The following is a 13,177-nucleotide window of genomic DNA, read 5'->3' as shown; positions in this document are numbered from 1 at the left end:
GCGCGGCTACCGAGGGTGGCGAACAGATGGTCAGTAGCCGAAGGCCCGGGCGGTGTTCGCGCCGAGGGCGGCCGCCAGCGTGTCCTCGTCGGTGCCGCGCACGGCGGCCATCGCGCGCACGGTGACCGGCACGAGGTAGGGCGCGTTGGGCCGGCCGCGGTAGGGCACCGGCGTCAGGAAGGGCGCGTCGGTCTCGACGAGGATCAGCTCCGCCGGGGCCACGGCGAGGGCGTCGCGCAGGTTCTGGGCGTTCTTGAAGGTGACGTTGCCGGCGAACGACATGTAGTAGCCGGCGTTGGCGCAGATCCGCGCCATCTCGGCGTCGCCGGAGTAGCAGTGGAAGACGGTCCGCTCGGGGGCGCCCTCCTCCTTGAGCACCCGCAGCACGTCCGCGTGGGCGTCGCGGTCGTGGATGACCAGGGTCTTGCCGTGCCGCTTGGCGATCTCGATGTGGGCGCGGAAGGACCGCTCCTGCGCCGCCTTGCCCTCCGGGCCGGTGCGGAAGTAGTCGAGGCCGGTCTCGCCCACGCCCTTGACCTGCGGCAGCGCGGCGAGCCGGTCGATCTCGGCGAGCGCCTCGTCCAGGGCCGCGTCGCCGCCGGGGGTGCGCGCGCCCTGCCGGGACCAGCCGTCGGGGTCGCCGTGGACGATGCGCGGGGCCTCGTTGGGGTGCAGGGCGACGGTCGCGTGCACGGCGTCGTACGCCGCCGCCGTCTCGGCCGCCCAGCGGGAGCCGGCCAGGTCGCAGCCGACCTGGACGACGTGCGTCACGCCCACGGAGGCCGCCTTCGCGAGCGCCTCGGCCACGGTGCCGGACTGCATGTCGAGGTGGGTGTGGGAGTCGGCGACGGGGACCCGGAGGGGTTCCGGGAGGGGCGGCGCGGCGTTCTTGTCGCGCGGGTCGGCCGGGTCGGGGGCGTTCGCAGGCATACCCCGATCCTACGAAAGGGCCAACCGCCCCCTCCGGCCGACGGCGCCAGTGCACCGGGCACGCCGACGGCACCGGTGCACCCGGGCACACAACCCACAGGGCGCCGCAAGCGCGCGGCCCGCTACGGGAGGGTCCCCGGGCCCTCGACTCCCTGCGGGGCCCTCAGGCGGCGCCCCGCCCACGTCGCCCCTGCGGGGAGCAACCGGGTGGCGGGAGCGCCGAGCCGGAGGGTGGTGAGGGCCGAGGCCGGCTCGCGCCGTTTCCCGCGCCCCCGGGGAGTGCAGTCCGGGCGCCCGGTTCACCTGGCCCCAGGAGAGCCTGGGCCCTCGGCCCCTAGCCGGGACAGCGTCCCGGGCCCTCGACCCCCCGCGGGTAGGGCACCCGAGGCCCCCGGCTCACGTCGCCTGGAGAAGCCGCCCGCGGTTCAGCCTCCGCGGGGGGGGCGGCGGGGTCCCGGGCGCTCGGCCGCCTGCGAGGACCTGATCCCTCAGCTCTCCGCCGGGAGGGCATCCCCGGACCTCACCCCCCTGCCGGGCGCGCGTCCCGGGCGGTCAGGTCCGCGGGGAACGGCGTCCGTGGTCTTCAGCTCGCCTTGCGGTGGAGGTGGAGGGCGTGCAGCAGGTCGGACAGGTGCCAGTGCCGCCGCTCGGCGGTGAGGTCCGCGCCCGTTCCGGGCGCCGAGGGCACCTGCGGTACCTCGAGGGGTCCGGCCGGCGGCACCCGGTGCATGTCGTGCGCGCCGCGCACCGAGGCCACGCGCCCGGGCCGCATGATGCGGATCACATGGCTGTCGCAGCTCTGGCAGCGGGGCCGCTGCAGCGGTGAGGGCACGACGCGCCCGTCGGCGACGTACAGCACGAACGCGTTGCCGTCGGCGTCCGTGTGGTGCTCTATCTCGTACGACTGCTCCCAGCCGCTGCCGCAGCGCATGCAGGCGAAGGAGTACGACTCGTGGACGACGGCCGTCGCGCCGCTGCGCAGCCCGGGCTGTCCGGTGATCTCACTCATGCCAGCTCCTGTAGTCCGCTGGACAGGGACGAGTGCGTCCCTTCACCCAGTGGACGCTTCCGCGACCGCGAACGCACGGGTCCTGTCGAGTGTTGGACCCGATTTGGAGCTTCCTTGCCGAAAGTGACCCGTTCGGTCCGTTTCGGCTTTGCCATCGGTGACGGTCGTTTACCCGGCCATGGGGCGCATGCTCAGCCGAGATGCGCCCTGCTCAGAGGGGGTGTACGCCCCCGCGACCCGGGTTCACGCCCCGCCGCCGGCGGCCCCCGCATTCTTCGCCGCCACCACCGCGTCGAACACCTGCCGCTTGGGCAGCCCGGCCTCGGCCGCGACCGCCGCGATCGCCTCTTTACGGCGCTCCCCGGCCTCCTCGCGCACGCGCACCCGGCGCACCAGCTCCTCCGGGCCCACCTCCTGCGCGCCCCGCTCGGGCGCCCCCTCCACGACGACGGTGATCTCCCCGCGCACGCCCTCGGCCGCCCACGCCGCCAGTTCGCCGAGCGGACCGCGCTTGACCTCCTCGTACGTCTTGGTCAGCTCCCGGCACACGGCCGCGCGCCGCTCGGCGCCGAACACCTCGGCCATCGCGGCGAGGGTGTCGTCGAGCCGGTGCGGGGCCTCGAAGTAGACCAGCGTGCGCCGCTCCTCGGCGACCTCCCGCAGCCGGGACAGCCGCTCGCCCGCCTTGCGCGGCAGGAACCCCTCGAAGCAGAACCGGTCCACCGGCAGCCCCGAGAGCGCGAGCGCGGTCAGCACGGCGGACGGTCCCGGAACGGCCGTGACCTTGATGTCCTTCTCGACGGCGGCGGCGACCAGCCGGTAGCCCGGGTCGGACACGGACGGCATGCCCGCGTCGGTGACCAGCAGCACCCGCGCGCCGCCCACCAGTTCCTCGACCAGCTCCGGGGTACGGGCGGACTCGTTGCCCTCGAAGTACGACACCACGCGCCCCTTGGGGGTCACGCCGAGCGCCTGGGTCAGGCGCCGCAGCCGCCGGGTGTCCTCGGCGGCGACGACGTCCGCGCCCGCCAGTTCCTCCGCGAGCCGGCCAGAGGCGTCCGCGATGTCGCCGATGGGGGTGCCCGCCAAAACAAGGGTTCCAGTCACGCCCCCATCCTCCCAGGACGCGCCGCGAGGGGAGGCATCCCGGCCATGCACGGGACTCACACAGCGCCGTTCCCTACGATGGCGCGGTGACCAGTACCGCGTCCTCCACGGACACCCGGCAGGACCGGGCACCGCACGACCAGCGGCCGTCGTGGCAGCAGCGGCTGCGCCGTTTCGGCCACGTGGAACGGCCCGCCGCCGACGTACACGACCGGCTGGTGCCGCCGTACGCCGCGCCGAGCCCGCGGCTGTGGCAGGTGCTGGGCGTGCCGCCGGTGCTCGCCGACCGGATCCGGCGCTGGTCCGGCTGGGGCGGTCCGCTGCTCGTGACGCTGATGGCGGGCGTGATCCGGTTCTGGAACCTGGGCAGCCCGAAGGCGGTGATATTCGACGAGACGTACTACGCCAAGGACGCCTGGGCGCTCGTCCACCGCGGTTTCGAGGTCAACTGGGACAAGAACGCCAACGACCTGATCCTCTCGGCCAACGGCCACGTCCCGATCCCGACGGACCCCGCCTACGTCGTCCATCCGCCGGTCGGCAAGTACGTCATCGGCCTCGGCGAGGTGATCTTCGGTTTCGACCCGTTCGGCTGGCGGTTCATGACGGCGCTGCTCGGCACGCTGAGCGTGCTGATGCTGTGCCGGATCGGCCGCCGGCTGTTCCGCTCCACCTTCCTCGGCTGCCTGGCGGGCGCGCTGATGGCGGTGGACGGCCTGCACTTCGTGATGAGCCGCACCTCGCTGCTGGACGGGGTGCTGATGTTCTTCGTGCTGGCCGCGTTCGGCTGCCTGGTGGTCGACCGGGACAAGGCACGCGAGCGGCTGGCGGCGGCGCTGCCCGTGGACTCCGACGGCCGGGTGCGCCCGCACGCGCACACCGCGGACACCACGGGCCTGGGATGGCGCCCCTGGCGCTGGCTGGCCGGCCTGATGCTGGGCCTGGCGATCGGCACCAAGTGGAACGGCCTGTACGTGCTGGCGGCGTTCTGTGTGATGGCGGTGCTGTGGGACGTCGGCTCCCGCAAGGTGGCCGGCGCGCGCCACCCGTACGCGGCCGTGTTCAAGCACGACCTGGGGCTGGCGTTCGTGGCGACGGTGCCGGTGGCGGTCGTCACCTACCTCGCGTCCTGGACCGGCTGGATCCTCTCCCCCACCGACGGCACGGGCGGCTACTACCGCAACTGGGCGGCCACCGACGGCAAGCACAGCAGCTGGTCGTGGCTGTTCCCGGACTGGTGGCGCAGCCTGTGGCACTACGAGCACGAGGTGTACGAGTTCCACCTCAACCTGCACTCGCCGCACACCTACCAGTCCAACCCCTGGAGCTGGATCGTCCTCGGCCGCCCGGTGTCGTACTTCTACGAGTCCCCGGCGCCCGGCAAGGACGGCTGCCCGGCGGACGCGGGCGAGAAGTGCGCGCGGGAGGTGCTGGCGATCGGCACGCCGCTGCTGTGGTGGGTGGCCTGCTTCGCGCTCCTGTACGTGCTGTGGCGCTGGTTCTTCCGCCGCGACTGGCGGGCCGGCGCGATCGCCTGCGGCGTCGCGGCCGGCTACCTCCCGTGGTTCCTGTACCAGGAGCGCACGATCTTCCTCTTCTACGCCGTGGTCTTCGTCCCGTTCCTGTGCCTGGCGGTGGCGATGCTGCTCGGCGCGATCGTCGGATCCCCGGGCGCGAGCGACACCCGCCGCGTGGCGGGCGCCACGAGCGCGGGCGTCCTGGTCCTGCTGATCGCGTGGAACTTCATCTATTTCTGGCCCCTGTTCACGGGCACGGCGATCCCCATCGACCAGTGGCGCTCCCGGATGTGGCTGGATACGTGGGTATGACACGGATTGACTGAGCGCTTGGTGTCTCTCTTCGGACAACTTCCGGGAACTGGGGCCCCGGCGGGCCCGTGATCCGCATACAGTGCGGACGACACGGTCTTTGAACACGTTCAATTCGCGTGGTCGAGGGCTCCGAGGGGAGACACGGGGAGGGGCGCGTCATGCGTTCGGGGGTGAAGGCCGGCATCGTGACCGCGGTGCTGGTCACCATGGTCGGCGGAGCGGGGTACGGGGCCTACAACTTCGTCTCGGCGCTCAACGACACCGGCGGGAGCGGGGCGGGCGGTCCCGCGCCGGTGCGGAGCGGGCCGCCGAGCGGCGACGAGGTCCAGGAGACCGCGCGGAACTTCTTCGCGGCCTGGACCAAGGGACAGGCGGCCGAGGCGGCGTCGTACACGAACAACGCGGCGAAGGCCGAGCCGCTGCTGACCTCCTACGGCGAGGCGGCCCACATCACGGGAGTGCGGATCACCCCGGGCGCGGCGAGCGGTGCGACCGTGCCGTTCACCGTGAAGGCGACGGTGTCGTTCGGCGGCAGGAGCAAGCCGCTGGAGTACAGCAGCCGGCTCACCGTCGTGCGCGGGCTGACCAGCGGACGGGCGCTGGTGGACTGGCAGCCGTCCGTGGTGCACCCGAAGCTCACCGGCATGGACGACCTCCTGGTCACGGGTGAGGCGGCCGCGCCGCCCGTGGAGGCGGTGGACCGCCACGGCGTGGTCCTGACCGCGCAGAAGTACCCCTCGCTCGGCCCGATCCTGGACGAACTGCGCGCCAAGTACGGCGAGCGGGCGGGCGGCACCCCGGGCGTCGAGCTGAGCGTCCACCACGCCGACGCCGGCAGCGCCGACACCACCCTGCTCACCCTCGCCGAGGGCAAGGCGGGCAAGCTGACGACCACGCTGAGCGCGAGCGTGCAGGCCGCCGCCGAGAAGGCGGTGCGCGACTACGCCGAGTCCTCGGTGGTCGCCGTCAAGGCGAGCACCGGCGAGGTGCTGGCCGTCGCCAATCACCGGGGCGACGGCTTCAACGCCGCCTTCCTCGGCAAGCTGGCCCCCGGCTCCACGATGAAGATCGTCACCGCGGCCACGCTCATCGACAACGGCCTGACCACGGCGAACGGGCCGGCGCCCTGCCCGGACCAAGTCATGTGGGAGGGGCAGACCTTCCACAACCTCAAGGACATGAAGGCACAGCCCGGCGCCACCCTCGCCGACAGCTTCGCCCGCTCCTGCAACACCGCCTTCATCAAGTACGTCAAGCAGCTGAAGAACGAGTCGCTGAACCAGGAGGCCACCGAGCGGTTCGGGCTCGGGCAGGACAACTGGCAGACCGGCATCCCGTCCTTCGACGGCTCGGTGCCGGCCGTCGAGGGGCCCGACAAGGCGGCCGCCCTCATCGGCCAGGGCCAGGTGCAGATGAGCCCGCTGGACATGGCCTCGGTCACGGCGACCGCGATGACCGGCTCCTTCCGTCAGCCGGTGATCGTGCCGCAGAGCCTGGACGACCGTGAACTGGCCCGGGCGCGCGGGCTGTCGCCGGACACCGTCAGCCAGCTGCGCGCCATGATGAACCGCACCGCGACCAGCGGCACCGCCGCGCAGGCGATGTCCGGACTGCACGGCGGGATCGGCGCCAAGACCGGCTCGGCGGAGGTCGACGGGCAGGCGAAGTCCAACAGCTGGTTCACCGGCTACCGGGGCGATGTCGCGGCCGCGGCGATGACCCAGGAGGGCGGACATGGCGGCGACGCGGCCGGGCCGATTGTCGCAAGCGTGCTACGGGTGGGCGGCTGACGTCACCCCCGCCGGACGGGACTCTAGGCTGGTCGCCGTCGTTGGGGTGTGTGAGGGCGACGAGGGCAGTGGGGCCAGGGGCCTGGAGGCGTCCTGGGGAACGCGCGGAGGAACAGGGAGCAGTGGGCAAGAGACGACGCGTCGCCGAGCGACGGAGGACCGGGCCCGCCGTGGTCGGCGGGATGATCGCGGTGGTCGTCGGCGGCGCCGGGATCGGCGCGTACGCGCTGTACGGGGGCGGCGCGGCGGCCGAGGACAACACGGCGGCGCAGGCGGCGGCCCACAAGAAGGCCGTGCGGACCGGCCCGCTCTCCGCGGCCGAGGTCACCACCACCGCCCGGACCTTCCTGACGTCCTGGCAGCAGGGCCGGCTGCCCCAGGCCGCGGCCGCCACCTCCGACGCCCCGGCCGCGACCGCCCTGCTGACCGGCTACGCCAAGGACGCCCACATCCAGGGCGTCACCATCACCCCGGGCGTACCGCAGGGCACCAAGGTGCCGTTCACCGTCAAGGGCACCCTGGCCTACCACGGCGTCAGCCGGCCGCTCACCTACAGCAGCGCGCTGACCGTGGTGCGCCGCGCCGAGGACGGCAAGCCGTACGTCGACTGGCACGCCTCCGTGGTCCACCCGGACCTGGCGGACGGCGACACCCTGGTCACCGGCGAGTCGGGCACGCCGCCGGTGAAGGCGCTGGACCGCGCGGGCGGCGAGATCACCACGGCGAAGTACCCGTCACTGGGCTCGGTCCTGGACGGGCTGCGCGAGAAGTACGGCAAGAAGGCCGGCGGCAAGGCGGGCATCGAACTGCGGGTCGTACGCGGCAAGGCGTCGAAGGCGAAGAAGCTCTCCGACAAGACGCTGGCGGAGCTGAGCAAGGGCACGCCGGGCACGGTGAAGACGACGCTCAGCCCGCGGCTCCAGGCGGCGGCCGAGCAGCAGGTGGCGAAGCGGGCGCGGGCCTCGGTGGTCGTGCTGCGCCCCTCGACCGGTGAGATCCTCGCCGTCGCCAACAACGGCCACGGCTTCGACACCGCGCTCCAGGGCTCGCTCGCGCCCGGCTCCACCATGAAGATCATCACGTCGTCGCTGCTGATCGACAAGGGCCTGGCCTCCGTCGACAAGCAGCACCCGTGCCCGAAGTACTTCTCCTACGGCGGCTGGAAGTTCCAGAACGACGACGAGTTCGAGATCAAGAACGGCACGTTCAAGGCGAGCTTCGCCCGCTCCTGCAACACGGCCTTCATCAGCCAGGCCGGCAAGCTGGGCAACGACGATCTGACCCGGCAGGCGCAGCAGGTGTTCGGGCTGTCGATGAACAACTGGTCGCTCGGTGTGCCCTCCTTCGACGGCGCGGTGCCGGTGCAGTCGGCGGCGCAGAAGGCGGCCTCGCTGATCGGGCAGGGCGGGGTGCGGATGAACCCGCTGAACATGGCGTCGGTCGCGGCGACCGTGCAGTCCGGCTCCTTCCACCAGCCCTACCTGGTCTCACCCGAGGTGGACGGGCGCAGCCTCGCCCACGCCTCGCGCACGCTGTCGCCGTCGACGCTGGCGCAGCTGCGGGAACTGATGCGGTACACGGCGGCGGCCGGTACGGCGGCCGAGGCGATGTCCGGGCTCGGCCCGGACTACGGCGCGAAGACGGGTTCGGCGGAGGTCGACGGCCAGGACAAGCCGAACGGCTGGTTCACGGCGTACAAGGGCGATCTGGCGGCGGCCGGTGTGGTGCAGGCGGGCGGGCACGGCGGTGACACGGCCGGGCCGATCGTGGCGGCGCTGCTGAGGATGGGCTGAGCGGCCGACCCGCAGGATCAGACGGCGGCCAGATAGGTGCGCCGCAGGAAGCGGAGCAGCGTCTTCGTCTCGAACTGGACGACGGAGACGCCCCGCGCGGAGTGGAACTCCACGACGGCGCCGACGCGCCCGCACGGCCACACCCGGACCTCGCCGGTGCCGGTCGGGGCACGCAGTCCCTGTTCGAGCAGGGTGCGGGAGAAGGTCCATTCGGCGGTGCCGGGCAGGCCGACGCACACCGAGCGCGGGTCGGCCTCGGGGTCGTAGCGCAGGACGACGGGTATCGACGTGTCCTCGTCCTCGGCGTCCGCGTCCGTGACGATGTGGGCTCGCGCGTACTGCTCGACTACAGACATCGGACGGCCCCTTACGCTCAGTGACCTATATGAAAGCCGTACATCCGCTTCCTTTACCAATGTCCCACATGAGGCGGCTCACGCCCTGTTGAGCGCCATCTCACAGCTGACGTGACCGCCGGAGGCGGCCAGCGACTCGCTCTTGCAAGTCGTTCGCATCAAGCCACTATCATCGAACGGTGCACGTACCTGACGGATTCATCAACGCCCCGGTCTCCGCCGCGACCGGCGTCGTCGCCGCCGGCGCGATAGCCGTGAGCCTGCGCGGCGCCCGCCGCGAGCTGGACGAACGCACCGCGCCGCTGGCCGGCCTGGTCGCCGCGTTCATCTTCGCGGTGCAGATGCTGAACTTCCCCGTGGCGGCCGGCACCAGCGGCCACCTGCTGGGCGGAGGGCTCGCCGCCATCCTCGTCGGCCCCTACACCGGCGTGCTGTGCGTCTCGGTCGTCCTGCTGATGCAGGGCATCCTCTTCGCCGACGGCGGCCTGACCGCGCTCGGCGTGAACATCACCGACATGGCGATCGTCACGACCGTCGTCGCCTACGCCGTCTTCCGCGGCCTGGTGAAGGTACTGCCCCGCAGGCGCCGCTCGGTCACCGTCGCCTCCTTCGTCGCCGCGCTGCTGTCGGTGCCGGCCGCCGCCGTCGCCTTCACGGCCATCTACGCCCTCGGCGGCACCACCGACGTGTCCCTGGCCAAGGTCGCCACCGCGATGATCGGCGTGCACGTCCTCATCGGCATCGGCGAGGCCGTGATCACCGCGCTGACCGTCGGCGCCGTCGTCGCCGTGCGCCCGGACCTGGTGTACGGGGCGCGCGGGCTCCAGCAGCGGCTGAAGCTCAAGGTGAACGGGGATCTGGTGGACGCCCCCGCACCGGTGACCGTGCCCGCCGCGGCGCGCACCTCGCGCCGCAAGATGTGGATCACCGGACTGGTCACCTCCCTCGTCCTCGCCGGCTTCGTGAGCTTCTACGCCTCGGCCAGCCCCGACGGCCTGGAGAAGGTCGCCCACGACCACGGCATCGACAAGAAGGCCAGGCAGCACGCCGCCTCCGACTCGCCGCTCGCCGACTACGGCGTGAAGGACGTCAGCGACGCCCGGCTGTCCGGCGGTCTCGCCGGTGTGATCGGCGTCGGTGTCACCGTCGTCGCGGGCAGCGCGGTGTTCTGGGCCGTGCGCCGGCGCCGCAGCGACGACGTGTCGCCGGCCTCCACCGCCGTGGAGAACATCTGACATGGGTGCCGGGCACGCGCACCGGCTCTACCGGCACGGGCACTCACCGGTGCACGCGCTGCCGCCGCACACCAAGCTCGCCGCCGCGTTCGCCTTCGTGGTCGTCGTCGTCTCGACGCCGCGCGAGGCGATGTGGGCGTTCGCCCTGTACGCCGCCCTGCTCGCCGTGGTCGCGTACCACGCGCGCGTGGGCGCCGGGTTCCTGCTGAAACGGCTGCTGATCGAGGTGCCGTTCGTCGCGTTCGCGGTGCTCATGCCGTTCGTGGCTGAGGGCGAGCGGGTCGACGTCCTCGGGCTGTCGCTGAGCGTCAACGGTCTGTGGGGCGCGTGGAACGTGCTCGCCAAGGGCACCCTCGGCGTCGCCGCGTCCGTCCTGCTGGCCGCCACCACCGAGCTGCGCGAGCTGCTGCTCGGCCTGCAGCGCCTGAAGCTGCCGCCGCTGCTGGTGCAGATCGCCTCCTTCATGATCCGTTACGGCGACGTCATCACCGACGAGATGCGCCGCATGCGCATCGCCCGCGAGTCGCGCGGCTTCGAGGCCAAGGGGGTACGGCACTGGGGGGTGCTCGCGAAGTCGGCGGGCGCGCTGTTCATCCGCTCCTACGAGCGCGGGGAGCGGGTGCACCTGGCGATGGTCAGCCGCGGCTACGCCGGTTCCATGCCGGTGATCGACGAGGTGACCGCCTCGCGGGCGCAGTGGCGTCACGCCCTCGCCCTCCCCTGTTCGGCTCTGGTCGTCTGTCTGCTGGGATGGTTCCTGTGACACCTTCACTGGACGTGGCCGGACTGGCCTTCGCGTACCCCGACGGGCACCAGGCCCTGTTCGGCGTGGACTTCACCCTCGCGCGCGGCGAGCGGGTCGCGCTGCTCGGGCCGAACGGCGCCGGCAAGACGACCCTCGTGCTGCACCTCAACGGCATCCTGTCCGGCGGCACGGGCACCGTGAAGGTCGCCGGGCTGAGCGTGGACAAGCGGAACATGGCCGAGATCCGGCGCAAGGTCGGCATCGTCTTCCAGGACCCCGACGACCAGCTGTTCATGCCGACGGTCCGCGAGGACGTCGCGTTCGGGCCGGCCGCCGCCGGGCTGAAGGGTGCCGCGCTGGAGGAGCGGGTCGACCGGGCGCTGGAGCGGGTCGGCATGCTCGCCTTCAAGGACCGCCCGCCGCATCACCTGTCCTTCGGTCAGCGCCGCCGGGTCGCGGTGGCGACCGTGCTCGCCATGGAGCCGGAGATCCTGGTCCTGGACGAGCCGTCCTCCAACCTCGACCCCGCCTCACGCCGTGAACTGGCCGACATCCTGCGCTCCCTGGACGTGACGGTGCTCATGGTCACCCACGACCTTCCCTACGCCCTGGAGCTGTGCCCGCGCTCGCTGATCCTCAGCGACGGCGTGATCGCGGCGGACGGCCCGACGGCCGAACTGCTCGCCGACGAGGACCTGATGCGCGCCCACCGCCTGGAGCTGCCCTTCGGCTTCGACCCCCGCTCGGTGACAACGGGCGCGTGACGCCCCCGGAGGCGGGCCGAGCAGGGCGGCAATGATCACGTCTACGTCTGCCTCTGGTCGCACGCCGGTGGTGTGCCCGGGCATCTGCACTTCGTCGTGCAGCCCGTCCGCGCGGAGGACGTGAGCCGGTTCGACGCCTTCGGGCCGGCGCTTCAGGTGGCCATGGGGCGAGCCGGGTGCGTGCCCGGGGCGGCCGAGGTGGAGCGGGTCTGCGACCGGCTGCGGGCAGCTCTCGGCTGAGGTCCGGTGCTCTCGGCTGAGGTCCGGTGCTCTCGGCTGAGATCCGGTGCTCTCGGCTGAGGTCCGGCGCTCTCGGCTGAGGTCCGGTGCGACCGCCTCGTCCCCGGCAACATCGATGTAACGATCCTTGCCGGGGAGCGCGGCAAAGGAATCGCAGGCCGTCCCCGGGTGTTACCCGCTGCGTCGCAGGCGAGTCGAAAGGGAAGTGCGGACGTGGACGTGCACGGAGCGGTGGCCGAGGGCTTCGAGCCGGTCAGGGAGGCGTTCGCCCGTAACTTCGCGGCGCTCGGGGAGCAGGGCGCCGCGGTGACCGTCTACCGGGACGGGCACAAGGTCGTCGACCTGTGGGGCGGCACCCGGGACGTCGACGGCGGCGCCCCCTGGGAGCAGGGCACCGCGCAGATCGTGCGCTCGGCCACCAAGGGCGTCGCCGCGGCCGCCCTGCTGCTGCTGCACCAGCGCGGCGAACTGGACCTGGACGCGCCGGTCGGCGCCCACTGGCCCGAGTACAAGACGGCCGGCAAGGAACGCACCCTGGTGCGGCACCTGCTCGCGCACCGGGCCGGAGTCCCCGTCCTGGACCGCCCGCTGACCCTGGCCGAGGCCGCCGACCCGGACCGGGCCGCGGCGGCGGTCGCCGCGCAGGCACCCGTGTGGGAGCCGGGCACCGACCACGGCTATCACGCGCACACCTACAGCTGGCTCACGGGCGAGCTGGTGCGGCGCGTCACCGGACGGACGATCGGCGAGTGGATCGCCGACGAGATCGCGGGCCCGGTGGGCGCGGACTTCTGGCTCGGGCTGCCGGAGGACGCGCACGCGCGCGTGGGCCGCGTCGGGCCCGTCACGGCACCCGAGGCGGGCGGGCTGAAGACCCGGCCCAAGCGCGCGGTCGCCGACGCGTACGCGGACCCCGCGTCGTTGACCTTGCGGGCCTTCGGGGCGATCGCCCCCGCCCCCGACGAGAACGACCCGGCCTACCACGCGGCCGCTCTGCCGGGCTCCACCGGCATCGCCACCGCCGACGGCCTGGCCCGCGTCTACGCCGCGCTGATCGGCGACGTGGACGGCGGCCGGCGCCTGTTCACACCGGGGACCATGGAACTGGCGCGCGGCGAGCAGTCGGCCGGCCCGGACCGGGTGCTGGTCGTGAACACCCGCTTCGGGCTCGGTTACATGCTGCACGGCAGCGCCTCCCCGCTGCTCGCCGACGGCTCCTTCGGCCACCCCGGCCGCGGGGGCGCCCTCGGTTTCGCCGACCCCGCCTCGGGCATCGCCTTCGGCTATGTCACCAACGGATTCCGCAAGACGGTGACGGCGGACCCGAGGGCACAGGCCCTGGTGCGGGCGGTGCGCGGCGCGCTCGCCTGACCGGC

12 protein-coding genes are annotated in these 13,177 nt (G+C 72.7%); 8 read left to right on the top strand and 4 right to left on the bottom strand.

Translation table 11 applies throughout. From position 1 onward, the window contains the following. Positions 1 to 30: 30 nt before the first annotated feature. The 3 genes from AB0E88_RS12650 to rsmI form a co-directional block, all read right to left on the bottom strand. Positions 31 to 930, bottom strand: coding sequence for a TatD family hydrolase (locus AB0E88_RS12650; protein ID WP_361628320.1), 900 nt, complete (start codon positions 928 to 930; stop codon positions 31 to 33). A 583-nt stretch (positions 931 to 1,513) separates the two neighbouring features. Next, complete coding sequence (locus tag AB0E88_RS12645) at positions 1,514 to 1,939, bottom strand: hypothetical protein (RefSeq protein WP_361628317.1); 426 nt, start codon at positions 1,937 to 1,939, stop codon at positions 1,514 to 1,516. A gap of 243 nt (positions 1,940 to 2,182) precedes the next feature. After that, positions 2,183 to 3,046, bottom strand: a complete 864-nt coding sequence (gene rsmI, locus AB0E88_RS12640) for a 16S rRNA (cytidine(1402)-2'-O)-methyltransferase (RefSeq protein ID WP_361628314.1) — start codon at positions 3,044 to 3,046, stop codon at positions 2,183 to 2,185. An 86-nt stretch (positions 3,047 to 3,132) separates the two neighbouring features. Between rsmI and AB0E88_RS12635 the strand changes: the two genes are divergently transcribed. The 3 genes from AB0E88_RS12635 to AB0E88_RS12625 all read left to right on the top strand — a co-directional run bounded on the left by AB0E88_RS12635 (position 3,133) and on the right by AB0E88_RS12625 (position 8,461). Further along, entirely contained in the window at positions 3,133 to 4,875 is a 1,743-nt protein-coding gene (locus AB0E88_RS12635) for a phospholipid carrier-dependent glycosyltransferase (protein ID WP_361628311.1), read from the top strand. 161 nt (positions 4,876 to 5,036) lie between these two features. Then, positions 5,037 to 6,668 (top strand): penicillin-binding transpeptidase domain-containing protein, encoded by a 1,632-nt coding sequence (locus AB0E88_RS12630; protein WP_361628308.1) that lies wholly within the window; start codon positions 5,037 to 5,039, stop codon positions 6,666 to 6,668. A gap of 122 nt (positions 6,669 to 6,790) precedes the next feature. Then, positions 6,791 to 8,461 carry a penicillin-binding transpeptidase domain-containing protein gene (locus tag AB0E88_RS12625; RefSeq protein WP_361628305.1) on the top strand — a complete coding sequence of 557 codons (1,671 nt, stop codon included), beginning with the start codon at positions 6,791 to 6,793 and terminating at the stop codon, positions 8,459 to 8,461. Between the two features lie 17 nt (positions 8,462 to 8,478). Here the strand turns inward: AB0E88_RS12625 and AB0E88_RS12620 are convergent, their stop codons facing one another. Further along, positions 8,479 to 8,817 (bottom strand): SsgA family sporulation/cell division regulator, encoded by a 339-nt coding sequence (locus tag AB0E88_RS12620; RefSeq protein WP_361628302.1) that lies wholly within the window; start codon positions 8,815 to 8,817, stop codon positions 8,479 to 8,481. Positions 8,818 to 8,996: 179 nt separating this feature from the next. On the opposite strand from AB0E88_RS12620, the gene AB0E88_RS12615 reads away from it, so the two are divergent. From AB0E88_RS12615 to AB0E88_RS12595, 5 genes are all read left to right on the top strand, one after another. Continuing rightward, positions 8,997 to 10,052, top strand: a complete 1,056-nt coding sequence (locus AB0E88_RS12615) for an energy-coupling factor ABC transporter permease (RefSeq protein WP_361628299.1) — start codon at positions 8,997 to 8,999, stop codon at positions 10,050 to 10,052. A gap of 1 nt (position 10,053) precedes the next feature. After that, positions 10,054 to 10,815: a cobalt ECF transporter T component CbiQ gene (gene cbiQ, locus AB0E88_RS12610; protein WP_361628296.1), complete on the top strand. Its 762-nt coding sequence runs from the start codon at positions 10,054 to 10,056 to the stop codon at positions 10,813 to 10,815. Beyond that, entirely contained in the window at positions 10,803 to 11,561 is a 759-nt protein-coding gene (locus AB0E88_RS12605; protein ID WP_361628293.1) for an ABC transporter ATP-binding protein, read from the top strand. Before cbiQ ends, AB0E88_RS12605 begins: the two co-directional genes overlap by 13 nt. A 72-nt stretch (positions 11,562 to 11,633) precedes the next feature. Beyond that, on the top strand, positions 11,634 to 11,801 hold the full coding sequence (locus AB0E88_RS12600; protein WP_361628290.1) for a hypothetical protein: 168 nt from the start codon (positions 11,634 to 11,636) through the stop codon (positions 11,799 to 11,801). Positions 11,802 to 12,014: 213 nt separating this feature from the next. Further along, entirely contained in the window at positions 12,015 to 13,172 is a 1,158-nt protein-coding gene (locus tag AB0E88_RS12595) for a serine hydrolase domain-containing protein (RefSeq protein WP_361628287.1), read from the top strand. Positions 13,173 to 13,177 lie beyond the last annotated feature (5 nt).

This window comes from Streptomyces sp. NPDC028635, from assembly GCF_040637635.1.
Classification (GTDB): Bacteria; Actinomycetota; Actinomycetes; order Streptomycetales; family Streptomycetaceae; genus Streptomyces.
Note: the sequence above shows the minus strand (reverse complement) of the source record. Positions and strands in the feature narration are given on the sequence as shown.

Coding starts and splice junctions, on each gene's coding strand:
- AB0E88_RS12650 (WP_361628320.1), bottom strand. CDS start 930: ATGCCTGCGAACGCCCCCGACCCGGCCGACCCGCGCGACAAGAACGCC.
- AB0E88_RS12645 (WP_361628317.1), bottom strand. CDS start 1,939: ATGAGTGAGATCACCGGACAGCCCGGGCTGCGCAGCGGCGCGACGGCC.
- AB0E88_RS12630 (WP_361628308.1), top strand. CDS start 5,037: ATGCGTTCGGGGGTGAAGGCCGGCATCGTGACCGCGGTGCTGGTCACC.
- AB0E88_RS12620 (WP_361628302.1), bottom strand. CDS start 8,817: ATGTCTGTAGTCGAGCAGTACGCGCGAGCCCACATCGTCACGGACGCG.
- cbiQ (WP_361628296.1), top strand. CDS start 10,054: ATGGGTGCCGGGCACGCGCACCGGCTCTACCGGCACGGGCACTCACCG.
- AB0E88_RS12605 (WP_361628293.1), top strand. CDS start 10,803: ATGGTTCCTGTGACACCTTCACTGGACGTGGCCGGACTGGCCTTCGCG.